Origin of the sequence: Actinophytocola xinjiangensis (assembly GCF_001921215.1) — a bacterium.
Lineage (GTDB): Bacteria > Actinomycetota > Actinomycetes > Mycobacteriales > Pseudonocardiaceae > Actinophytocola > Actinophytocola xinjiangensis.
Genome location: NZ_MSIF01000004.1, coordinates 212,417 through 234,471, shown reverse-complemented (window position 1 = coordinate 234,471; position 22,055 = coordinate 212,417). Strand labels below are relative to the sequence as shown.

The window sequence follows — 22,055 nt, the reverse complement described above, 5'->3', positions numbered from 1 at the left end:
CTAGCCTCAGGGAAGCGCCACCACCGGCCGAGATGGGATGTGACCCCATGACCTCTGCTCAACGCGCCGTCAACCCGCGCGACCTACGCCGCGCCTATGCCGCCAGCCTGTCCGGCACCGCCCTGGAGTACTACGACTTCGCCGCCTACTCGGTCGCGGCGGCGACCCTGTTCGGGGACCTCTTCTTCCCCTCCGGGGACCCGCTCGTGGGCACGATGAGCGCCTTCTCCACCTATGCGGTGGGCTATCTGGCCCGGCCGCTCGGGGGGTTCGTCTTCGGACGGCTGGGTGACGTGATCGGGCGGAAGAAGGTTCTGGTCTACACGTTGCTGCTGGCCGGGATCGCCACGTTCCTCATCGGACTGTTGCCCACACATGCCTCGATCGGGGGAACGGCCGCGGTCCTGCTGGTGATCCTGCGGTTCGCGCAGGGCGTCGCGGTGGGCGGGGAGTGGGGTGGCGCGGTCCTGCTGTCCAGTGAGTACGGGGATCCGCGCAAACGCGGGTTCTGGGCCTCCGCCGCGCAGATCGGGCCACCAGCGGGAACACTGCTGGCCAACGGGGTGCTCGCACTGCTCGCGGGGCTGATGAGCGAGGAGACGTTCACCTCCGGCGGCTGGCGGATCGCGTTCCTGCTCTCCGCCGTGCTGGTCCTGTTCGGACTGTGGATTCGGCTGCGGCTGGAGGACACGCCGGTGTTCAAGCAGATCGTCGACCGCCGGGAGCGGCCAAGCGCCCCGGTGTCCGAAGTGGTCGGTGCGGAGCGTCGGGCGCTGATCGCGGGGATCCTGGTTCGGGTCTGCCCGGACGTGCTGTACTCGCTGTTCACCGTCTTCACCCTCACGTACATCACCCAGGAACTGGGTATGTCTCGCGGAGAGGGGACGATCGCCGTCATGATCGGCTCGGCCTGCCAGGTGCTGCTGATGCCGGCCTTCGGCGCGCTGTCCGACCGGATCAACCGGCGGCGGCTCTACCTCTACGGCACGATCGCCGCGGCGGTCTGGCCGTTCGTGTTCTTCCCGATGATCGGCGGCGGATCGTTCGCGGTGCTGATCATCGGAACGGTGGTCGCACTGGCGATCCACGCGTCGATGTACGGGCCGCAGGCCGCACTGATCACCGAGCAGTTCTCGCCGCGGCTGCGCTACACCGGCTCCTCCCTCGCCTACACGCTCGCCGGCGTGATCGGCGGCGCCCCCGCCCCGCTGATCATGACCGCGCTGATCGCCTGGTTGGACAACTGGTGGATCCTGGGGGTCTATCTCGCGCTCACCGCGGTGGTCACCGGGGTCGGGCTGTGGCTGTCCCGCGACCCGGTCGTGGAGTCCGAAGTGGAGGAGTCGGTGGTGCCGGCATGACGGTGGAGGCGAACGTGGATCGGGGTTGGCAGTTCTGGGTCGACCGGGGTGGCACCTTCACCGACGTCGTGGCCCGCCGACCGGACGGCGGGCTGGTCACCCACAAGGTGCTCTCGGACAACCCGACGCGCTACGCCGACGCCGCCGTCGCCGGGATCGGCGCGCTGCTGGGGCTCGGCGCGAACGAGCCGGTGCCGGCCGAGCTGATCGAGCAGGTCCGGATGGGCACCACGGTGGCCACCAACGCCCTGCTGGAACGCACCGGCGAACGCACCGTCCTGGTCATCACCCGAGGTTTCGGGGACGCGCTGCGGATCGGCAACCAGAACCGGCCGCGGATCTTCGAACGCGACATCGTGCTGCCCGACCAGCTCTACGAACGCGTCGTCGAGGTCGACGAGCGGATCATGGCCGACGGCACCGTCCTGCGCGCGCCCGACCTCGACCGGCTCGCCCGCGACCTCGCCGACGCCCACGCCGACGGGATCCGCGCGGTGGCCGTGGTCTGCCTGCACAGCCACCTCCACCCCGCCCACGAACAGGCGATCGGCGCGCTCGCCGAACAGGTCGGCTTCGCGCAGATCTCACTGTCCAGTGAGGTCAGTCCGCTGATGAAGCTGGTCCCGCGCGGCGACACGACCGTCGTCGACGCCTACCTGTCCCCCGTGCTGCGCCGCTACGTCGACCAGGTCGCCGGGCAGCTGCGCGGCGTCGCGCTGATGTTCATGCAGTCCAACGGCGGCCTCGCGCAGGCCGGCCACTTCCGCGGCAAGGACGCGATCCTGTCCGGGCCGGCCGGCGGCATCGTCGGCATGGCGCGGGTCTCCCAGCTCGCCGGGTTCGACAAGGTCATCGGCTTCGACATGGGCGGCACGTCCACCGACGTGTCGCACTTCGCCGGGGAGTACCAGCGGGTGTTCCAGGCGCAGGTCGCCGGGGTGCGGCTGCGGGCCCCGATGATGGACATCCACACCGTCGCCGCCGGCGGCGGGTCGATCCTGCACTTCGACGGCAGCCGCTACCGCGTCGGCCCGGACTCGGCCGGCGCGAACCCCGGCCCGGCGTGCTACCGCAACGGCGGCCCACTGACCGTCACCGACGCCAACGTGATGCTCGGCCGCATCCAGCCCCACCGGTTCCCGTCGGTGTTCGGGCCCGGCGGGGACCAGCCGCTGGACGCGCGGGTCGTGCGGGAGCGGTTCGCCGCGCTGGCCGACGAGATCCGCGAGCACACCGGCGACGACCGCTCCCCCGAGCAGGTCGCCGAGGGCTACCTGCGGATCGCGGTGGCGAACATGGCCAACGCGGTGAAACGGATCTCGGTGGAGAAGGGCCACGACGTCACCGAGTACGCGCTCACCACCTTCGGCGGTGCCGGCGGCCAGCACGCCTGCGCGGTCGCCGACTCGCTGGGCATCCGCACCGTGCTCGTCCCGCCGATGGCCGGGGTGCTCTCCGCGCTGGGCATCGGCCTGGCCGACCTCACCGCCATGCGCGAACAGTCCGTGGAGGCGGAACTGACGCCGTCGCTGATGCCCCGGCTGCACGAGGTCGCCGACGCGCTGGACACCGCGTCCCGCACCGAACTCGCCGACCAGGACGTGCCGGCCGCGCGGGTGCGGGTCGCCCGGCGCGCGCACCTGCGCTACGACGGCACCGACACCACGGTCGTGGTCGAGTTGGCCGAGCCGGCCGCCATGGTCGCCGCGTTCGAGCAGGGCTACCGGCGCACCTACTCGTTCCTGATGGACCGGCCGCTGGTGGTGGAGGCGGTGTCGGTCGAGGCGACCGGCCTGACCGAGGAACCCGACCTGACCGGCCTCGGCGACCACGCCACCGGGCCCGACCAGGCCGAGCGGGTCCGCCTGCACGCCGGTGGCTCCTGGCACACCGCGCCGCTGCACCAGCGGGAGCGGCTGGCGCCGGGCCACGCGGTCGACGGCCCGGCGATCATCGCCGAGGCCAACGCGACGACCGTCGTCGAACCCGGCTGGCGGGCCACCATGACCGCAACGGGGAACCTGCTGGTGGAACGGGTCGCGGCACGCGCGCGGTCCCGGGTGGGCACCGAGGCGGACCCGGTCATGCTGGAGATCTTCAACAACCTGTTCATGTCGATCGCCGAGCAGATGGGGGCGGCCCTGGAGTCGACCGCCCAGTCGGTCAACATCCGGGAGCGGCTGGACTTCTCGTGCGCGCTGTTCGACCCGGACGGTGACCTGATCGCCAACGCGCCGCACATCCCGGTGCACCTCGGGTCGATGGGCGCCACCGTCAAGGAGGTGGTGCGCCGCCGCGCGGGCGAGGTGCGCCCCGGTGACGTGTACGCGGTCAACGACCCGTACCACGGGGGCACCCACCTGCCGGACGTCACCGTCGTGACCCCGGTGTTCGACCAGGCCGGACACCGGATCCTGTTCTTCGTCGCCTCCCGGGGCCACCACGCGGAGATCGGCGGGATCACCCCGGGGTCGATGCCGGCGCACAGCCGCGAGGTCCACGAGGAGGGCGTGCTGTTCGACAACTGGCTGCTCGCCGAGAACGGTCGTTTCCGCGAGGCGGAGACCCGGGCGCTGCTCACCGGCGCGCGCTACCCGTCACGCAACCCGGACACCAACCTCACCGACCTGCGCGCCCAGGTCGCCGCCAACAACAAGGGCGTACACGAGGTCGCCCGGATGATCGACGCGTTCGGCCTGGACGTCGTGCAGGCCTACATGCGTCACGTCCAGGACAACGCCGAGGAGGCCGTGCGCCGCGTCATCGACGCCCTCGACGACGGCGAGTTCCGGTACACGATGGACTCCGGCGCGGTGATCGCCGTGCGGATCACCGTGGACCGCGAGGCCCGCGCGGCGACGATCGACTTCACCGGCACCTCCGGCCAGCTGGACACGAACTTCAACGCCCCGTCGTCGGTGGCGACCGCGGCGGTGCTGTACGTGTTCCGCACGCTGGTCGCCGACGAGATCCCCCTCAACGACGGCTGTCTGCGTCCCCTGCGGATGATCGTCCCGGACGGGTCGATGCTGGCCCCGAGCTTCCCGGCGGCTGTGGTCGCCGGCAACGTCGAGACCTCCCAGGCGATCACCGGCGCGCTGTACGGCGCGCTGAGCGTGCAGGCCGAGGGCTCGGGAACGATGAACAACGTGACGTTCGGCAACGAACGCCACCAGTACTACGAGACGCTCGGCTCCGGTTCCGGGGCGGGCGACGGGTTCGCCGGGGCGTCGGTGGTCCAGACCCACATGACGAACTCGCGCCTGACCGACCCCGAGGTCCTGGAATGGCGCTTCCCCGTGCTGCTGGAGGAGTTCACCGTCCGCCGGGGCAGCGGCGGCGCCGGCCGCTGGCGCGGCGGCGACGGCGCGGTGCGCCGACTCCGTTTCCTGGAGCCGATGACGGTGAGCACCCTGACCGGCCACCGGCGGGTCGCGCCGTACGGCATGGCCGGCGGTGCACCGGGCGCTCTGGGGTCCAACGAGGTCCGGCGCGCGGACGGCACCGTGGTCGGAATGGCCAGCGCCGACTCGGTGGACGTCGGCGTCGACGACGTGCTGGTGATCGAGACACCGGGCGGCGGCGGCTACGGCACCGCCCCACCGTGACCGGGCCCGGCCGCCCATGGGGACAACCCTCCCGCCGTCACCAGGAACTGTCGGTCCCGCTCGGTAGACTGGAAAACGGGGGGATCCCCGCGCCCTGACCAGGCACAACAGCAAAAATCGCCGCCACGGCGGGCGGGTGGGTCGGCCTCCGGTGGCTACGCCACCGGATGGGCGGCGGCGTTGCGGGCGGCGGTCACGAGGTTGTTGGCCGGCTGGTCGGCGGCGGGCGTGTTGCGCACGTGGTTCATGACGTAGCCGACGGCCAGGCCGGTCTCCGGGTCGGCGTAGCCGAGGGAGCCGCCCAGGCCCCCGAAACCGAAGGCGCGCGGGGAGTGCCAGGGGGTGGCCGGTGTGGGCAGGCTGAAGCCGAGGCCGAGGTGGAAGGGCTGGAGGGTGACCAGATCCGGGCCGGTGGTGTGTTCGGCGGTGGCCGCGGCGAGGGTCTGGTCGGTGAGGACGCGGTGGCCGTCGACCTCGCCGATCAGGGCGGCGTAGAAGCGGGCGAGGGCGCGGGCGGTGCACAGGCCGTTGGTGGCGGGGATCTCGGCGGTCCACTCGGCGGGGTCGTTGTGGTCCAGCGGGGGCGCGACGCAGCCGTAGGCGCGGCGGGTGAGCGAGGTCGGGTCGGTCATGGCCGCGACGAGGGCGCGGATCGGTTCGGGCAGCGCGTCGAGGTCGACCGAGGCGGCGGCCGCGCCGAGGTCCATGGCGGGCTGGGCGAGCCGGCTGACGCGGTGGTGCTGGCCGGCGGGGAGTCCGATGTGGAAGTCGAGGTCCAGCGGGCGGGCGATCTCGTCGCGGAAGAAGGTGCCCAGCGTGCGGCCGGTGATCCGGCGGACGACCTCGCCGACGAGGAAGCCGAAGGTCAGCGCGTGGTAGCCGTGCCGTGTCCCCGGCGTCCACTGAGGACTCTGCGCGGCGAGGGCGTCGACCATCGGCTGCCAGTCGAGGACGTCGTCGCGGGTGACCGGTTCGTCGAGGGCGACCAGTCCGGCCTGGTGGGTCAGCAGCCAGCGGACCGGCAGGTCCTCCTTGCCGGCGGCGGCGAACTCGGGCCAGTAGGCGGCGACCGGCGCGTCCAGGTCGAGTTCGCCGCGCTGGGCGAGCAGCAGCGCGCACGCCGTGGTGGCGCCCTTGGTGGTGGAGTAGACGATCTGCAGGGTGTCGCGCTCCCAGGGGCGGCCGGTGTCGCGGTCGGCGACCCCGCCCCACAGGTCGACGACCGGCTCGCCGCGCAGGTACACGCTGACCGCCGCGCCGACCTCGACCCCGTCGGCGAAGTTCGCCGCGAACGCCTCGCGGACCGCGTCGAAGCCGGGGGCGGCGAAACCGTGGATCTCGGACATTCAGGAACTCCTCGGGGCTTTCTCGACGGCGTGCCGGCAGAGGTCGACCAGCTCGGCGGTGTAGGTGGGGACGTCCAGGTCAGGGGTGTTCAGCAGCCGCGCCAGCGCGCCGGAGAGCAGATCCCGGATCACGGTCGCGGTGACGCGCGGGGTGAGGTCCCCCCGGAACTCGCCGGCGGCCTGCCCCTCGACGAGAACCTGCTCGATGCCGTCCAGCTCGGCGGCGTTGGCCTCGTCGACCCAGCGTTCGCGGGCGTGCGGATGCCCGTGGAGGATCTGCAGCAACGTGCGCATGTGATCGCGGTGGCTGTCGTAGAACTCCACACTGCCCGCGACGAACGCGGCGAGCGCCTGCGCGCTGGAACCGGCCTCGTCGGCGCGCGGCCGGATCCGGTCGCCGCCCGTGCGGTAGATCGCGGCCACCACCTGACCGATCAACTCGTCCTTGTCGGCGAAGTGGTAGGAGATCAACCCCGGACTGCTCAGCCCGGCCCGCTGCGCGATCCGCGCGAACGACGCGGCGGAATATCCCACCTCGGCGATCGTCCCGATGGCGGCGTCGACGATCTGCCGCCGCCGCCCGACCTCGGTGAAGGTCGGCTCATCCCGCCGTTTAGGTCGCACAACCCAAAACTAGCTCACCCAACCCAATCCACCCGATCCCACCCATCCCATGTGCGACTGCGAACGCCAACCCCCAGCCTCCCCACCACCGCGAAGGGGGACCCCTTGCATCAAGGGTAGGGCTCGACACCGACAGTTCCGGGCGGCGAAGGGTCACGCCGGGCGATCTGTGGACAACTCGGCCACGAACGGCAGTGGGCGGACAACGGACGAACCACCCCAACCCGTGTGCGATTGCGAACGCCAACCTCCGCACGCTCCCGCAATCGCCAAGGGGGACCCCTGCTTCAAGGGTAGACGCCAGCACCGACAGTTCTGCGCGGCGAAGCCCGGACCAGCCGGACCGGGTCAGCGGGTGGCCACGGCCTGGTACGCCTCGACCAGTTGGTGTTCGGAGTCGTTGAGGTAGGTGCGCAGGAGGTCCTCGGCCCCCGCGCCGTCCCCGGTCTCGATCATGGCGAGGATGTCGCGGTTGCGGGCCAGGTAGGGCTCGTGCAGGCGCCGGGGGTCGTTCATCGAGTGGAAGTGGAGGCGGAGTTCGGCGAGGACGCCGCGCATGATCTCGTTCATTCTCGGGCTGCCGGCCAGGGCGGTGATGGCCTGGTGGAACAGCATGTTCGCGGTGCCGAGGGCGCGCCAGTCGCTCGCCAGGACCGCGGCCTGGGCGTCGGCCACGGCCGAGGCCATCGCGGTGGTTCGGGGTGGTGCGGTGAGGTCGCGGACGGCCCCGCATTCCAGCAGGGTCCGCACGCGGTACAGGTCGACCAGGTCGTCGACGGTCAGTTTGCGGACGAAGACGCCTCGGTTCAGCTCGTGTACCAGGAGGCGTTCATGGGTCAGCAGGCGAAACGCCTCGCGCACGGTGTTGCGGCTCACCTTGAGCGACGTGCCGATCGCGTCCTCGGCCAGGCGCTCCCCCGGCTTGTAGTGACCCTCGGTGATCCGACCGCGCAGTAGGTCGGCCAGCTGCTCCACCATGCTGGTCCGGCCGAGCAGGTCACGCTCGGCGACCAACCCGTCCTCCGGGTTCACGCCCACTCCCACCGTCCCTGACCTGCGGTATCGTCCGGCGCCGATTGTATCCTCACCGACCGGGGCCAGCGGCGGGGCGTCCGGCGACCCGTTTCTGTCCACTATCTGTCCGCTCCGCGAAAAAAGGCCACGCGCCGCCCGAATCGGACAGTTGCGGGACGTAATTCCCTTACTTGAGAGTAACGACTAGACAGGACCCGGCGCGGTTGGCAAGGTGCGCCACACGAAACGCGACTGACATTCCTCATGCGGACCTCCCATGACCAATTCATGACCATGGTTGTCGGGATTGTCCGATGAGGACAGTTTCGTCCGTCCCCTGCCGCACCCGGCGGAGATCGAGAAGTCTGGGGGGATTCTCGAGCCCACCGGGTGCGGCAGTGCTGAATATCCAACAGGGCAGGGGAACAACAGCTATGCCGACCATCACCTACGACCCGATCCTGGAAACGACCGCACCGGTCACCACCCCACGCACCAACACCGCACTGGTTCTGGAGACCCTGCGCGGCCAACGACTCGTCGTCCTCCACGGCGAACCGGTCCCGCACCGCCCCACCGGCGGCTACCGCCGCGCGCACCTGGTCGACCTGGCCCTGCACCAACTCGTCCTCGAGGCCCAACTTCCCAGCAAGGACCGCACCTTCCCGTTCGACGCCACCGTCTCCTTCACCTGCCAGGTGACCAACCCGGCCATGATCTCCGCCGGCGAACTGCACGACCTCACCGCCGCCGTCCGCCCGCGACTGGTCAAGATCCTGCGCGCGGTCGCCCAGCGCTACGACGTGCTCGACGTCGCGGTGGCCGAGGCCGCGCTGAACTCCGCCCTCGACCGCCACTACGGCAACTCGGCGCTGCGACTGGGCCGGTTCGTCGTCGAACTGGAGACCGGCGACCTGTCCGCCCTGCACGAACTGCGCCGGCTCACCCGCTGGCTCGCACCGGTCAGCCCGCCAGTACGGTCCCGACCAGTATTCCCACGACAGTGATCCAGAAAACGATTCGAACGATGGTCGAGAATGACACCAGTACCTGCATCGTACTTTCCTTTCGGAAGTGAATTTCCGCCCTGAACAAATCATCCGGCCGACGCGCCGCCCGAACAACCGGGTTCCCGTTTCCCGTCGTATTCGGAAACCCTGAACACGGAACCGGTGGACACCTCCGCCGCCCGAGTGTCCGGTCCGGCGTCCAGTCACCGCCGGCCCGTTCACTCGGGCGGCGGCTGGACAAACCGCCCAGGAGTTCACGAGGATCATCAAGTTGGGGCCCGCACGCTGTGGGGAGATGCTCGGAATGAACTTCAGCGTCACCGATCTGGTCGCTGAGCTGAAAAACCTGCGCAAGGGCCGCGGGATTCAGGCGCCGCATATCGTCGACCGAATCGGGCCCGCGATGCGGGCCGTCTGCGCCATTACCGAAAACGACGACGCCGCCTCGGTCCGGCAGAAGGTCGCGGCCCGCCTGCGGGACCTGTCGGCCAAGCTGCCGCCCGATCTGCAGATCGGCGTCACCGCCGCCTTCGGCCTCGACGACACCCTGCACACGCCCTTCTACAAGGACCGCCTGCGCTGGGCCGAGGACGAACTGGAACGCAACACCCGCACCGTCCGCCGCCGGATCGACGAGGCGATCGTCCAGCTGGCCGAACTCGCGGTGCACCGGATGGCCGCCAACGGCCTCCCGGGCCAGCACTCGGCCAGCAGCCGCTGGTACAACGCCGACATCCGCCAGGTCCTGGTCCTGGACCAGGGATCGGCGCACGCCATGGAGCAGCGCCGCATCGTCGCCGACGAGGACGGGGTGAGCGAACTGGACCTGGCGCTGACCGTGCCGACCCCCGACGCCGTCCCCGGCGACCGGCCGACGGAGGTCACCATCGACGTCCTCTACGGCGGCCGGCTGCTCGAACGGCGCATGGAGTCCACCGAGCGGATCGGCTACCGGCTGGCGCTGCCGCGCCCGCTGCGCCTGGGCGACGAGCACGAGTTCGCCCTGCGGGCCCTGCCCCGCCGCGAACTCGCGCCGCACTACGTCTGCCTGCCCCGGCACCGCTGCGACCGGTGCGAGGTGCGGGTGCGCTTCGACCTCGACCGCCGGCCGACCCGGCTGGAACGGCTCGACGGCGTGTACCAGCGCGACATCGTCGACCCGCGCGGCGACGCCCAGCCCGTCGGGCTCGACGCGTGCGGCGAGGTCGCCGAGCGGTTCACCAACCTCACCCCCGGCCTGGCCTACGGCCTGCGCTGGACCTTCGGCGACTGACCGGATCCCTGTCAAACTGGACAGGGACACCGGGAGGCGCGCGATGACCGCACCGCAGGACGGGCTGCACCGCACCGAACTCGCCTCGCCCGGCGGTCGCCGGCTCGCGGCCACCGGCGTGTTTCACCTGCGTGGAGCCGTGTACACGGTCACCTTCGACCACGAGTCGGCACTGGACACCTTCCTTGACCTCTATCTGTCCAGCGCCGACGACACCAAGGTCGCCCGGCTGCACCTGACCCCGGAGGGCACCGGCCTGCCGGCGGCGAACCTGCGTTTCCAGCTCAACCTCGCGCACGGGGTCGCCGCGGCCGTGCTGATCGCCATGGACGCCGACGGGCGCAGCCACTCGTGGCGCACCAACGGCGGCAGCGCCCGCACCGGCGTGCTGCTCGCCCACGACACCTGGCACCCCGACGAGACCGCGCTGCCACCGGAGTCGTTCATCACCACCGGCCAGCTGCGCACGGTCATCGCCCAGTGGGCCTTCGGCGAGATGCTGCCGCCGCCGGCCGTCGAGTGGGTCACCGTGCGGGACGTCGGCTGGTTCTGAAAACATTCCCGGAATTGCTCGCCAAAATGCTGACGCGGCGCATTGCCACCGCTATTATCACCGCCCATGGGCGCCCAAACCGACAGTAACCTGGCGGTTCGCCCGGTGGGCACCGAGCCGTCCGCCGGTCATCTCGAGATACTGCGTGTGCTCGGCCGGTCGGAGAACGCCGACAGCGTGGTCGACCAGATCCTCGTGTCGGTCGGGACGGCCATTGTGGAGGCCCGGCTGCGGCCCGGCGACGACCTCAACTCCGTCGAACTGGCACGGACCTTCCGCAGCAGCCGAACCCCTGTACGGGAAGCGTTGCTGACCCTGGAGCGGGAAGGTCTGGTGGAGATCGCCGCGCACCGCCGGCCCCGGGTTCGGCGGCTGTCGCTGGACGAGGTCCGGGAAATCTACGAGCTGCGGGCGACACTGTACGCCTTGGTGAGCCAGCGCATTGTAGAAAACGCTACAGAATCCGACCTGAACCGGCTGCGCGACATTCAACGACAGCAGGAACAGGCGGCGACCGCCGGCGACGTCGACCGGTACTTCTGGCTCAACGTCGGATTTCGCAACAATGAGGCGTCGATCGCCGGGAACACGACCGTCAGCCGCGTGCTGGACAGCCTCGGCGTGCGGATCCTGCAACTGCGCCACCTGAGCCTGTCCGCGCCCGACCGGCTCGCCAGCTCGGTCATCGACCACCGCCGGCTGCTGCACGCCTACGAGGAACGCGACGCCGACCTGGCCGCCGCGCTGAGCCGGTCGATCCTGCGGCGGGGCCTGGCCGCGATCGAGCACTCGGGCTGGACCGGCCGCCCCTAGCGTCGGGGCGGGTCGCCGGGCAGTTCGCGGGGCGCCAGACGCTCCTCCTGGGCCTGGATCTCCACGTGGGACTCCTGGGCGATGGGGTGGAAGATCTCGTCGATGATCGTCATCGAGGAGCTTCCGACGCCGCTGACCCCGTTGCGCCTGGCGCGCGCGGCGAACTTGGCCAGGCCCAGCACCACCACGCCGAAGCCCGCGACCACCAGCAGGAACGGAACCAGGACGTCCACGCGACCAGTGTAGGGCAGAGATCTAGGATCGGGCCCGTGAACGACGTGCTGGCCACGACCCTGACCTACGTCTCGCTGGCGGCGGCACTGTGGGCGCTCGTGCTGGCGATCGCCGGCCAGCCGACGCGGCCCGACCGCTGGTACGGGGTCGGTGTGCTCGGGGTGGTGGCGCTGCTGGAGCTGGGTCTGGTGGTGCAGGCCGTCGGCGGCATCGTCGCGCTGTTCGTCACCGAGCGGGAGCTGGACGGGTTCTCCTTCGTCGGCTACCTGGTCGGCCCGGTGCTGGTGCTGGCGCTGGCGGCGTTCTGGGCGCTGGCCGAGAAGACCCGGTGGGGCCCGGCGGTGCTGGTGGTGGGCTGTCTGGCGGTGCCGGTGATGCTGCTGCGCCTCCAGCAGGTCTGGGACGCGCATGCCTGAGCCGGGACTCGCGCAGCGGACCCGGTCGGGGCCGGGCCGGCTGCTGATCGCGGTGTACGCGGTGTTCGCGCTGGCGGCGACCGCGCGGTCGGCCGTGCAGATCGGCACGCGGTTCGGTGAGGCGCCGGTGGCCTACCTGCTGTCGGCGTTCGCGGCGGTGGTGTACGTGGTGGCCACGGTGTGCCTGGTGCGCGGCTCGGCCACGTCCCGCACCGTCGCCTGGGTGTCCATTGTGGTCGAACTGGTCGGGGTGCTGGCCGTCGGCACGTTCAGTCTCGTTGACCCACAGGCGTTTCCGGACGCCACGGTGTGGTCGGAGTTCGGCCGCGGCTACGTGTTCATCCCGGCGGTGCTGCCGGTGCTCGGCCTGTGGTGGCTGCGGGTGAGCGCCCGCGACCCGGTGGCGTAGCCGGCGTTCGTGCGGGAGACCGACCGGGGTCGTGGCCTCTGGTTCGTTCCCGACCCGCGAGACCCTGGACCAGCGGTTGCGCACCTGGGCCGAAACTCTGGGACGATCACTGGCGCAACCCCGCCCAGGAAAGAGGTGCCCATGTCAGCGGAGGCCAGGGTCGAGCTCAACCAGGACCAGTTCCGCTACGAGCTGCTGGTCGGTGACCAGGTCGCCGGCTTCGCCCAGTTCCACGACAGCGGCAACCGCATCGTGTTCACGCACAGTGAGATCGACGACGCGTTCGCCGGTCAGGGCCTGGGCAAGGTCCTCGCGGGCGGCGCGCTCGACGACGCGGTCGCGCGGGAGAAGGTGATCGTGCCGGTGTGCCCGTTCATCGCCGCCTACGTGCGCAAGAACATGGACCGGTACGCGGGACACCTGCAGACGCCGCCCGAAGGTTCCTAGCGCCGTGAGTAATCTCGACGTCGCGCCTGGTCTGACGGTGTGCCGGACGGCGGCCGACGATCACGCTGTCGCGGAGCTGTTCGCGGCGCGGGAGGTGCCGTTGGGCGGGGTGCGGGGCATGCGGGTCGACCGGGTGCTGCCGCAGCGGGGGCTGCCGACGGTCGGCGCGTGGTGTTTCCTCGACGCGTTCGGCCCGCACGACGAGGCGATGCGGGTCCCGCCGCACCCGCACATCGGGTTGCAGACGGTGACCTGGCCGCTGGTCGGCGAGATCCACCACCGGGACAGCGTCGGCAGTGACGTGCTGGTCCGGCCTGGCCAGCTGAACCTGATGACCAGTGGCCGGGGGGTCGCGCACTCGGAGTTCTCGCCGGCCGGCGGGGCGCCGCTGCACGGGCTCCAGCTGTGGGTCGCGCTGCCCGGCGGGCACGCCGGCACCGATCCGGCCTTCGAGCAGCACACCGCCCTGCCCCGGTTCACCGACGGCGGCCTGTCGGCCACGGTGTTCGTCGGCACGCTCGGTGACGCGGTGTCACCGGCGACGACGTTCTCGCCGTTGGTCGGCGCCGATCTCGTGGTGGCCGGCGGGTCGGCGGCGCGGCTGCCGCTGCGCCAGGACTTCGAGTACGCGCTGCTGGCGGTCACCGGCTCGCCGGTGGTGGCCGGGGTCACCGTGCCGCGCGGGCAGATGCTGTACCTGGGCACGGGACGCGCGGAGCTGGCGGTGTCGGCCGACGGGCCGGTGCGCGCGGTGCTGCTGGGCGGCGAACCGTTTCCGGACGAGCTGGTCATGTGGTGGAACTTCGTGGGCCGCTCCCACGACGAGATCGCCACGGCCCGCGACGACTGGGAGGCCGGGTCGGACCGTTTCGGCGTGGTCGGCGGGCAGGACGGGCGGCGGGTGCCGGCCCCGGACCTGCCGAACGTGCGGCTCACCCCACGACGGCGAACCCGCCCGAGGTAACCCCCTACCCGAGCGGCGAACCCGCACAGCCGGCCAAACCCCATACCCGAGCGCCCGGAGCGACGAACCCGCCCAGCGGGCCAAACCCTTACCCGAGGACCCGGACCGGCGCACCCGCGCGGTGGGCCAGGATGTCGTCGACGATGTCCCGGTAGAACACGTCGAAGGTGCGCCGGGACACGTAGCCGAGGTGGGGCAGCAGCACCGACCGGGGCAGGGCGCGCAGTGGGCTGTGCGCCGGCAGTGGTTCGACGTCGTAGACGTCCAGGCCGACGCCGGCGAGCCGGCCCGAGGTCACCGCCTCGACCAGCGCGGTCTCGTCGACCAGCGGTCCCCGGGAGGTGTTCACCAGGTAGGCGGTCGGCTTCATCAGTGCCAGTTCCGCCGCGCCGAGGACGCCGCGGGTGCGCTCGCTCAGGCGCAGGTGCAGGGTGACCACGTCGCTGGTGGCCAGCAGTTCCTCCTTGGTCACCGCCGTCACGCCGGCGGCCCGCGCCGGGGCGGCGGTCAGGTTCTGGCTCCAGGCAACGACCCGCATGCCGAACGCGGCGCCGACGGCGGCCACCCGTGCGCCGATCCGGCCGAGCCCGACCACGCCCAGGGTCGCGTCCGCCAGGTCGCCGCCCATGGCCTCGGGGCCGCGGCCGGTGTGCCAGCCCTGCTCAAGGAAAGCCTTTTCCTGGGCGGGCAGCTGGCGGACGGCGGCCAGGATCAACGCCCAGGTCAGCTCGACGGTCGACGAGGTCAGCACCGTGGTCCCGGACACGGTGATCCCGAGGTCCCGGGTGGCGTCCAGGTCGATGGCCGCGTTGGCCATGCCGGTGGTCACCAGCAGCGCCAGGTTCGGGAGCCGCTCGAGAACCGATCGCGGCAACGCCGTGCGCTCCCGCATCGCCACCACCACGTCGAACGGCTCAAGTCGGGCCACCAGCGCGTCGGGATCGCTGACGTGGTCGTGGAAAGGCACCACCGTCACCTCCGCCGGCAACTCCGTCCAGTACACAGAGGACAACGCGACGTGCTGGTAGTCGTCGAGTACGGCGATGTTCACGCGTGGACACTAACGGTGAGGAGGCAGGCGATGCGCGCATGGCGGGTGCACGAGCTCGGTGATCCGGACCACGTGCTGGTGCTGGAGGACGACGTCCCCGACCCGGTGCCTGGCCCGGGCGAGGTGCTGGTCGACGTGGAGGCCGCCGCGCTGAACTTCAGCGACGTGCTGCTGTGCCGTGGCCGCTACCAGGAACGGCCGCCGCTGCCGTTCGTGCCGGGGTTCGAGGTCGCCGGGCGCGTGGCCGGCACCGGCGAACGCGTGGTCGGGCTGTGCCGGCTGCCGGCCGGTGGCCTGGCGCAACGCACCGTGCTGGCCGACCCGCTGCCGGTCCCGGACACCATGAGCGCCACCGACGCCGCCGCGATGTCGGTCACCTACCTGACCGCCCACCTCGCCCTGCACCGCCGGGCGCGGCTGGCCCCCGGTGAGACCGTGCTGGTGCACGCCGGCGCCGGCGGGGTCGGCAGCGCCACCATCCAGCTGGCGAAGGCCGCCGGCGCGCGGGTGGTCGCCACCGCGGGCGGCGCCGACAAGGTCGCGCTGTGCCGCGAGCTGGGCGCGGACCTCGCGCTGGACCACCGGGAGGGCGACTTCGTCGACCCGGTCCGGGAGTTCACCGGCGGGCGGGGCGCGGACGTGATCGTCGACCCGGTCGGCGGGGACACCTTCGACCGGTCGCGCCGCGCGGTCGCGTTCGAGGGCCGGATCCTGGTCGTCGGCTTCGGCGGCGGGCGGGTGGCCGAGCTGCCGACCAACCACGCGCTGGTCAAGACCTACGCGGTGCTCGGGCTCAACCTCGGCGGCTACCGCACGCACGCGCCGGACGCGCTGGCGCACGCACACGCCGCCGTGCTGGACGAGTACGCGCGCGGCACGGTGTCACCGCTGGTGTCCGAGGTGCTCACGCTGGAGCAGGTCCCCGACGGCCTGGCCCGGCTGCACGGGCGGGGCACCGTCGGCAAGCTGGTCGTGGCCCTCAGCTGAGTCGCCCGCAGCTGAGAAGTGGCTGTGAAGTGCGCCCCGGCGGGCACAGCCGGGCAGGGGCGGGCGTTGTGCCAGGTAGGACTCCCCTACCCAGGAGGTGATTCCGACATGACGACAGCCTTCACGCCGACGCCGTCGGCGATGGGTCTGCCGACCCTGCCGGATGGTTGGCCGATCGGCTCCTACGACACCTACGAGCAGGCCCAGCGGGCTGTGGACCACTTGGCGGACAACGAGTTCCCGGTCCAGGACGTGACCATTGTCGGCGTCGAGCCGATGGTCGTCGAGCGGGTCGCCGCGCGGCTGACGTGGAGCCGCGTCCTGCGGTCCGGCGCGCTGTCGGGCGCCTGGTTCGGCCTGTTCGTCGGTCTGCTGCTGAGCCTGTTCTCCCCCGGCGCCGGCATCGCGGCGATCCTGATCGGACTGGCCTCCGGTGTGGTGTTCGGCGTGGCCGCCTCGGCCGCCCGCTACGGCGCGACCCGGGGTCAGCGTGACTTCGTCTCGCACAGCCAGCTGGTGGCCCGCCGCTACGACGTGCTGAGCAAGCCGCGCAACGCCGAGCAGGGCCGTGACATGCTCGCCAAACTCTCGATGGGTTTCTGACTCATCTGACGCGCCGGCCGGACGGTCCGGTGGTGTAGATCTGAAGGGATGCACCACCAGTACCCGACCCACCGCTCCGTCGTGGCGTTCGACGTGGAGGGGTTCAGCGACCCCTACCGCGACGACGGCGCGCAGAGCGCCGTACGGGCACGGGTGTACGAGCTGGTGCGCGAGGCGTTCGACTCCGCCGGGGTGCCGTGGTCGGCGTGCACCCACGAGGACCGGGGCGACGGCGCGATCGTGCTGGTCCCGGCCGAGATCTCCAAGGTTCTGTTGCTCGACCCGCTGCCCGGGCACCTGTCGGCGGCGCTGACCGAGCACAACCGGGGCGCGCCGCTGGCCCACCGGATCCGGCTGCGGCTGGCGGTGCACGCCGGCGAGATCAGCGTCGACCAGCACGGCCTGTCGGGCACCGACCTGGTGGAGGCGTGCCGGCTGCTCGACGCCGACCAGCTGCGGGACGCGCTGCGGCACTCGCCGGTGCCGCTGGCGCTGGCGGTGTCCGGCACGGTCTACGACGGGATCGTGCGCCACCGCCACCGCGGCATCGACCCCGCCACCTACCACCCGGTGACCGTCGAGGTGAAACGCACGCGGCTGGCGGCGTGGATCCACCTGCCGGGCACCGCCACCCCGCCGGTCATCGCCGGGGCCGCGGCGCGGGACTCGCCGCGTCAGCTGCGCCCGGACGTGACGAGTTTCGTCAACCGGGTCGGTGAGCTGGCGGAGCTGGACCGGGCGCACCGCCGCGCGCGGCTGGTGGTGCTGGTCGGCCCGCCGGGGGTGGGCAAGACGGCGTTCGCGCTGCACTGGGCGCACCGGGTGCGCGAGCGTTACGAGGACGGTCAGCTGTTCGCCGATCTGGGTGGGCCGGGCCGTCCGGTGGAGCTGGCGGAGGTGTTCGGCCGGTTCCTGCGGGCGCTGGGCGTCGCCCCCCAGCAGGTTCCGCTCGACCCCGACGAGCAGGCAACGATGTTCCGTTCGCTGACCGCCGGGCGGCGGCTGATGATGCTGTTGGACAACGTGGCGTCGGCCGAGCAGGTGCGCACGCTGCTGCCGGCCTCGGCGCAGGCGCTCACGGTGGCCACCAGCCGTTCGCAGCTCGGCGCGCTGATCGCGGACGGTGCCCGGTTCGTGCAGGTCGACCGGCTCGCCGCCGGTGACGGGGTGGCGCTGCTGGCCAGGACGGTCGGCCGGCGGCGGGTCGACGCGGAGGCCGGGCCGGCGCGGCAGCTGGTCACGTTGTGCGGCGGGCTGCCGATCGCGCTGTGCGTGGCCGCGGCGCGGCTGGTGTCACGTCCGAAGTGGACATTGGAGAAAGTCGTGGCGGACCTGGTCGACGAGCAGCGCAGGCTCGCCCGGCTCAGCTTCAGCGACGACCTGTCGGTCAAGGCGGTGTTCGACGTGTCCTACCACGCGCTGTCCTCCCCGGCGGCCCGGCTCTACCGGCTGCTGGGCCTGCATCCGGGCAACGACTTCGACACCGGGGTGGCGGCGGCCGTGCTGCACACCTCGCTGCCCGACGCCGAACCGCTGGTCGACGAGTTGCTGACGGCGAGCCTGCTGGAGGAGACCGGCGAGGACCAGTACCGCTTCCACGACCTGATCCGGTTGCACGCCCAGTCGCTGGCCGACCAGCTGGACTCGCCGGCCGAGCGGCTGCTGGCGGTGCGCCGCATGCTGGACTGGTACCTGGCCTCGGCCACCGAGGCGGGCCGGCTGGTCACCCCGCACCGGCGCGTTCCCCGCCGCGACATCGAACACGGCCCGGTCGAGGAGGTCCGGTTCACCGACCACACCGAGGCGCTGGACTGGCTGGACCGCCAGCGGCGCAACCTGCTGGCCGCCGCCAGAACCGCGCACGAGCACGGCCTGGCGGCCACGACCTGGCAGCTCGCCGACGCCATGTGGGGCCTGTTCCTGGTCCGCACCCACTACCACGACTGGATGCAGTTCGACCTGCTGGCCGTCGAGGCGACCCGGGGCGGTCCGGACACCGCCGCCGAGGCCGAGGCCCAGGACCGGCTCGGCCTGCTGTTCCACGCCCTGGGCCGCAACGACGAGGCCCTCGAACACATGCGCCGGGCCGCCGGTCTCTGGGAGCACCTCGGCGACCGGCACCGGGTGGCCGGCTCGACCGAGCGGTTCGGCTTCGCCTACCTGGACCAGGGCCGCACCGAGTTGGCGATCGAACACTTCCGGCGCGCGCTCGCCGGCTACCGCGAGGTCGGCGAGACCCGCAGCGTGGGCCTGGCGCTGATCAGCGTGGCCAGGGCGCTGGTCGAGGCCGGCCGCCCGGCGGAGGCGATCGAGCACGCGCTCGCGGCCCGCGCCGAGCTGGCCGCGCTCACCCCGCCCGACCCGTACAACCTCGCCCGCGCCGTGCTGGTGCTGGGCCGGGCCCGCACCGGCACCGGCGCCTGGGCGCAGGCCAGAACCGACCTGGAGGAGACCCTGGCCGCCATGCGCACGGTCAGGTCCCCCCTGGGCGAGGCGGACGCCCACTGGGCGATGGCCGAGCTCCACGAGAGAGCCGGCGAGCCGACCCTGGCCCGGGAGTCCTACCTGCTCACCGAGGCCATGCTGACCGAGTTGGGAAACCCGGGCGTGGACCGGGTACGCGCCCAGCTCGACGCTCTCGGCCCCGCCTGACCCCGACACCGGCCCGCGGACGACGACAGCCTCCGCTCGGCCGCCACACCACCGGAACGCGACCGCGCCGGCCACCGGCCCGAACCGCGGTGCCCACGGCACGCCCACGACGTGCCGGTCCGGCACCGGACAGCCGGTGCGCATCACCGACACCACGGACGATCGCGGAGGAGGGTCCGGGACGGCGCGCCTCACACCGCCAGGACGCGGCGGTAGGTCGGGGGGATGGGGTCCTCGGTGGCGTCGGTGACCGGGACGCCGTCGACCTCGATCCAGGCGTGGAAGGTCTGCGGGTCCACGGCCGTGCCGAAGCACCAGTCGACCGCGTGGCCGCACAGGGCGGCGGTCAGGACGGCCGTCAGGGACACCTCCAGGCACGCGACCCGGCCAGGGTAGGAGCGGCTGACCCAGTAGGTGGCCGACAGCGCCGCGCCCGCCTCTCCCGGTGTCGCCGGGCGGTGGGCCAGCCAGCGGCGCAGGCGCGCCACGGTCGGTGTCGTGACGCGGAACGGCAGCCGCAGCAGGACCAGGGCCAGCACGAACGCCACGATGGCCGCCAGGCGGCGGGACGCGACCGGGGCCGGGGTGGCGGCGGGGGCGGTCATCGCCACGGCGGCCGGGTTGCGCGGGCCGGTGTCGGCGTCGTCGACGGACAGGGTCAGCAGGCCCCGGGCGACGAGGGTGGCGACGAGCCGTTCGACGTCGGCGCGGATGCGGGTGGCCGGGACCGTCGGGTGGCGGGCGGTGAGGGTGGCGACGGCCTGGTCGATGGTGGCCCCGGCGCGCACGGCCTCGAAGAAGGCGCGGCCGGTGCGGTTGAGCTTGTGCCAGCGGCCGGTCGCGCCGTTGAGCAGGACCAGGTCGCCGTTGCTGTCGGGGGCGGCGTGGACGGCCTCCGGGACGGCGAAACCACTCACCGGAGCAGGCCCTTCGCCGTCAGGTCACGCAGCCACAGCTCGACCGCCAGGACCTGGTTGAACGCCCGCCACGGGGTCGGCAGGCCCTGGACGGCGCTGTCCAGCACGGCGCGGACCGGCACCGGGTCGAGCAGGCCGTGGTCGGCGGCGACCGGCTCGGCCAGCAGGCCGCGCAGCGCGGGCGCCGCGCGGCGGACACCGGCGTAGGCGCCGCGGACGTAGTTGCCCTTGGTGGTCCTGGTCAGCACGGAGTCGGGGACCAGGCCGGTCAACGCCGTGCGCAGCAGGGGTTTGGCGACCGCCGGGTCGGCGCGGCGCCAGGCCGGCAGCGCCAGGCACGCCCGCACGACGTCGCTGTCCAGGTACGGGGCGTGGACGTCCACACCGAACTCGCGGCCGGTGGCGCGCACGGCCCGCTCGGCGACGACCTGCGTGCGCAGTTGGCTCAACGTCACCGCGTCGGCCACGCCGAGGCCGTCGGCGGGGTCGGCCTGCCGGTCGTCGGCCAGGGCGTGGACGTGGTCGGCCAGGTCGGTCCTGGCGCGGCGGGTCAGCCACCGGCCGCGCGGCTGCTCCCAGTAGCCGATCGCGCCGAGGTGCCACGCCGTGCGGTCCCGCGCCGGGGCCGCCAGGACGATCTCGGTGGCCAGTGCGCGCAGCGCCTGCCGGCGGCTGACCCGCCCCACGGCCAGCGCGCGGCGCAGCAGTGACAGCGGCGAGCACTGGCGCACCCGGCCCCACCGCAGGCAGTGCTGCCACAGCGCCGCCCACTCGCCCTGCCGGGCGAGATCGGCCAGGTAGGCCGGCGGGGCGCCCAGCACCAGGTCCCCGCCCTCGCCGACCAGATGGGTGGAGCCGTGATCGCGTGCCAGTCGAAGACGGGCGCGCAGCGGCCCGGCCGCCAGGGCCGCCGGATGCGGCTGCTCACCCGGTCCGGAGAGGATCTGGTAAGGAAGCTCTTCGTCGGTGGCCACCACGGAGTGGTGGGTCAATCCGGGGGCCTGGGCGGCGAAGTGCCGGGCCCACACCAGGTCGTCCTCGGCCTCGATGTCCGAATTCTGGAAAGTGAACCCGGACACCGGCACACCGGCCCGCAGGGCGAGCAGGAGAAGGGTCGACGAATCAATTCCTCCACTGAAGTCGCCGGTGATTGGTCGACCATTTCCGGTGCGCGCGTCAATAGCCCGAACCAAGGACTCACGTAATCGTTCCGCCGCGTCGTCGGAATTGTTCTCGACACCGACGTCGAGCCCGCCGCACGGGGTCACCGAAATGCCGGAAGAATTCACCGTGACCGCGCTGCCCACCGGCAGCCGGCGCACCCCGGCGAACTCGGTGCCGTTGTCCGCGAGCCCGAGCACGTCGTCGCAGGCGATGACCATGGCCAGCCGGTCGCGGTCGACGCGCGCGCCGGCCCGCAGCGCCAGGTCGACCGCCGACGAGCCGAACCACTGCCCGCCGGGCACCGGCGCGAGGTACCACGGGAACTGCCCGACCGGGTCGGTCAACAGCAGCAACTCGTGCGGGAACAGGACAGCCAGTGAGTAACAGCCGGGCCAGGCCGAGGAGTTCGCGTCCAGTCGACGGGTGCGCGTCACCGTCCGCAGACAGTCGGCGAGTTCGGCCTCGGCGGCCAGGCAGTGCCCGAGAACGACCAGCCTGGCATCATCCGAACCCACCGTGCGGGTCGGCTCCCCGGCGGTCAGCGTGAGGTTCTCCACCACGGCGCGCCCCTCGTTCCACAGGCCGGCGACACTCATCCGAACCTCTGAC

At 72.1% G+C, this 22,055-nt stretch carries 20 protein-coding genes; 13 read left to right on the top strand and 7 right to left on the bottom strand.

All coding sequences use genetic code 11. The annotated features are described in order from the left end of the window. Positions 1-47: 47 nt before the first annotated feature. Both BLA60_RS11520 and BLA60_RS11515 read left to right on the top strand, forming a co-directional pair. Entirely contained in the window at positions 48-1,361 is a 1,314-nt protein-coding gene (locus tag BLA60_RS11520) for an MFS transporter (RefSeq protein ID WP_075132809.1), read from the top strand. Further along, entirely contained in the window at positions 1,358-4,969 is a 3,612-nt protein-coding gene (locus BLA60_RS11515; protein ID WP_075132808.1) for a hydantoinase B/oxoprolinase family protein, read from the top strand. Before BLA60_RS11520 ends, BLA60_RS11515 begins: the two co-directional genes overlap by 4 nt. Before the next feature lie 155 nt (positions 4,970-5,124). Here BLA60_RS11515 and BLA60_RS11510 read toward each other — a convergent pair whose 3' ends face one another. The 3 genes from BLA60_RS11510 to BLA60_RS11500 all read right to left on the bottom strand — a co-directional run bounded on the left by BLA60_RS11510 (position 5,125) and on the right by BLA60_RS11500 (position 7,917). Further along, the gene (locus BLA60_RS11510; RefSeq protein WP_075132807.1) at positions 5,125-6,315 is read right to left on the bottom strand and encodes a serine hydrolase domain-containing protein; all 1,191 of its coding nucleotides are present in this window, start codon (positions 6,313-6,315) and stop codon (positions 5,125-5,127) included. Next, positions 6,316-6,939 (bottom strand): TetR/AcrR family transcriptional regulator, encoded by a 624-nt coding sequence (locus BLA60_RS11505; protein WP_075132806.1) that lies wholly within the window; start codon positions 6,937-6,939, stop codon positions 6,316-6,318. A 348-nt stretch (positions 6,940-7,287) separates the two neighbouring features. Then, entirely contained in the window at positions 7,288-7,917 is a 630-nt protein-coding gene (locus BLA60_RS11500) for a GntR family transcriptional regulator (protein ID WP_075132994.1), read from the bottom strand. A gap of 470 nt (positions 7,918-8,387) precedes the next feature. On the opposite strand from BLA60_RS11500, the gene BLA60_RS11495 reads away from it, so the two are divergent. The 4 genes from BLA60_RS11495 to BLA60_RS11480 all read left to right on the top strand — a co-directional run bounded on the left by BLA60_RS11495 (position 8,388) and on the right by BLA60_RS11480 (position 11,602). After that, entirely contained in the window at positions 8,388-8,960 is a 573-nt protein-coding gene (locus BLA60_RS11495) for a hypothetical protein (protein ID WP_075132805.1), read from the top strand. Between the two features lie 307 nt (positions 8,961-9,267). Further along, entirely contained in the window at positions 9,268-10,236 is a 969-nt protein-coding gene (locus tag BLA60_RS11490; RefSeq protein WP_075132993.1) for a hypothetical protein, read from the top strand. Between the two features lie 43 nt (positions 10,237-10,279). After that, positions 10,280-10,789 carry a hypothetical protein gene (locus tag BLA60_RS11485; RefSeq protein ID WP_075132804.1) on the top strand — a complete coding sequence of 170 codons (510 nt, stop codon included), beginning with the start codon at positions 10,280-10,282 and terminating at the stop codon, positions 10,787-10,789. A gap of 105 nt (positions 10,790-10,894) precedes the next feature. Beyond that, positions 10,895-11,602 carry a GntR family transcriptional regulator gene (locus BLA60_RS11480; RefSeq protein WP_245811939.1) on the top strand — a complete coding sequence of 236 codons (708 nt, stop codon included), beginning with the start codon at positions 10,895-10,897 and terminating at the stop codon, positions 11,600-11,602. On the opposite strand, the gene BLA60_RS11475 is transcribed toward BLA60_RS11480, so the two are convergent. Then, entirely contained in the window at positions 11,599-11,835 is a 237-nt protein-coding gene (locus BLA60_RS11475; protein ID WP_075132803.1) for a hypothetical protein, read from the bottom strand. The two genes, BLA60_RS11480 and BLA60_RS11475, sit on opposite strands and share 4 nt — an antisense overlap. Before the next feature lie 36 nt (positions 11,836-11,871). On the opposite strand from BLA60_RS11475, the gene BLA60_RS11470 reads away from it, so the two are divergent. The 4 genes from BLA60_RS11470 (at position 11,872) to BLA60_RS11455 (ending at position 14,072) form a co-directional block, all read left to right on the top strand. After that, positions 11,872-12,252 (top strand): hypothetical protein, encoded by a 381-nt coding sequence (locus BLA60_RS11470; RefSeq protein ID WP_075132802.1) that lies wholly within the window; start codon positions 11,872-11,874, stop codon positions 12,250-12,252. Further along, on the top strand, positions 12,245-12,661 hold the full coding sequence (locus BLA60_RS11465; RefSeq protein WP_075132801.1) for a hypothetical protein: 417 nt from the start codon (positions 12,245-12,247) through the stop codon (positions 12,659-12,661). The genes BLA60_RS11470 and BLA60_RS11465 overlap by 8 nt, the downstream gene beginning before the upstream one ends. A 141-nt stretch (positions 12,662-12,802) precedes the next feature. Further along, positions 12,803-13,108: a GNAT family N-acetyltransferase gene (locus BLA60_RS11460; RefSeq protein ID WP_075132800.1), complete on the top strand. Its 306-nt coding sequence runs from the start codon at positions 12,803-12,805 to the stop codon at positions 13,106-13,108. A 4-nt stretch (positions 13,109-13,112) separates the two neighbouring features. After that, the gene (locus tag BLA60_RS11455) at positions 13,113-14,072 is read left to right on the top strand and encodes a pirin family protein (RefSeq protein ID WP_075132799.1); all 960 of its coding nucleotides are present in this window, start codon (positions 13,113-13,115) and stop codon (positions 14,070-14,072) included. 88 nt (positions 14,073-14,160) lie between these two features. Here BLA60_RS11455 and BLA60_RS11450 read toward each other — a convergent pair whose 3' ends face one another. Then, a complete protein-coding gene (locus BLA60_RS11450; RefSeq protein ID WP_075132798.1) occupies positions 14,161-15,123 on the bottom strand; it encodes a D-2-hydroxyacid dehydrogenase family protein in 963 nt (320 codons plus the stop codon). Between the two features lie 30 nt (positions 15,124-15,153). On the opposite strand from BLA60_RS11450, the gene BLA60_RS11445 reads away from it, so the two are divergent. The 3 genes from BLA60_RS11445 (at position 15,154) to BLA60_RS11435 (ending at position 19,365) form a co-directional block, all read left to right on the top strand. Further along, complete coding sequence (locus BLA60_RS11445) at positions 15,154-16,110, top strand: NADPH:quinone oxidoreductase family protein (protein WP_075132797.1); 957 nt, start codon at positions 15,154-15,156, stop codon at positions 16,108-16,110. A gap of 108 nt (positions 16,111-16,218) precedes the next feature. Then, positions 16,219-16,713, top strand: a complete 495-nt coding sequence (locus BLA60_RS11440; protein ID WP_075132796.1) for a general stress protein — start codon at positions 16,219-16,221, stop codon at positions 16,711-16,713. Between the two features lie 48 nt (positions 16,714-16,761). Beyond that, the gene (locus tag BLA60_RS11435) at positions 16,762-19,365 is read left to right on the top strand and encodes an ATP-binding protein (protein WP_075132795.1); all 2,604 of its coding nucleotides are present in this window, start codon (positions 16,762-16,764) and stop codon (positions 19,363-19,365) included. A 191-nt stretch (positions 19,366-19,556) separates the two neighbouring features. Here BLA60_RS11435 and BLA60_RS11430 read toward each other — a convergent pair whose 3' ends face one another. Both BLA60_RS11430 and BLA60_RS11425 read right to left on the bottom strand, forming a co-directional pair. Then, positions 19,557-20,282: a lasso peptide biosynthesis B2 protein gene (locus tag BLA60_RS11430; protein ID WP_075132794.1), complete on the bottom strand. Its 726-nt coding sequence runs from the start codon at positions 20,280-20,282 to the stop codon at positions 19,557-19,559. After that, positions 20,279-22,042, bottom strand: a complete 1,764-nt coding sequence (locus BLA60_RS11425; protein ID WP_075132793.1) for an albusnodin/ikarugamycin family macrolactam cyclase — start codon at positions 22,040-22,042, stop codon at positions 20,279-20,281. The genes BLA60_RS11430 and BLA60_RS11425 overlap by 4 nt, the downstream gene beginning before the upstream one ends. Between the last annotated feature and the right edge of the window lie 13 nt (positions 22,043-22,055).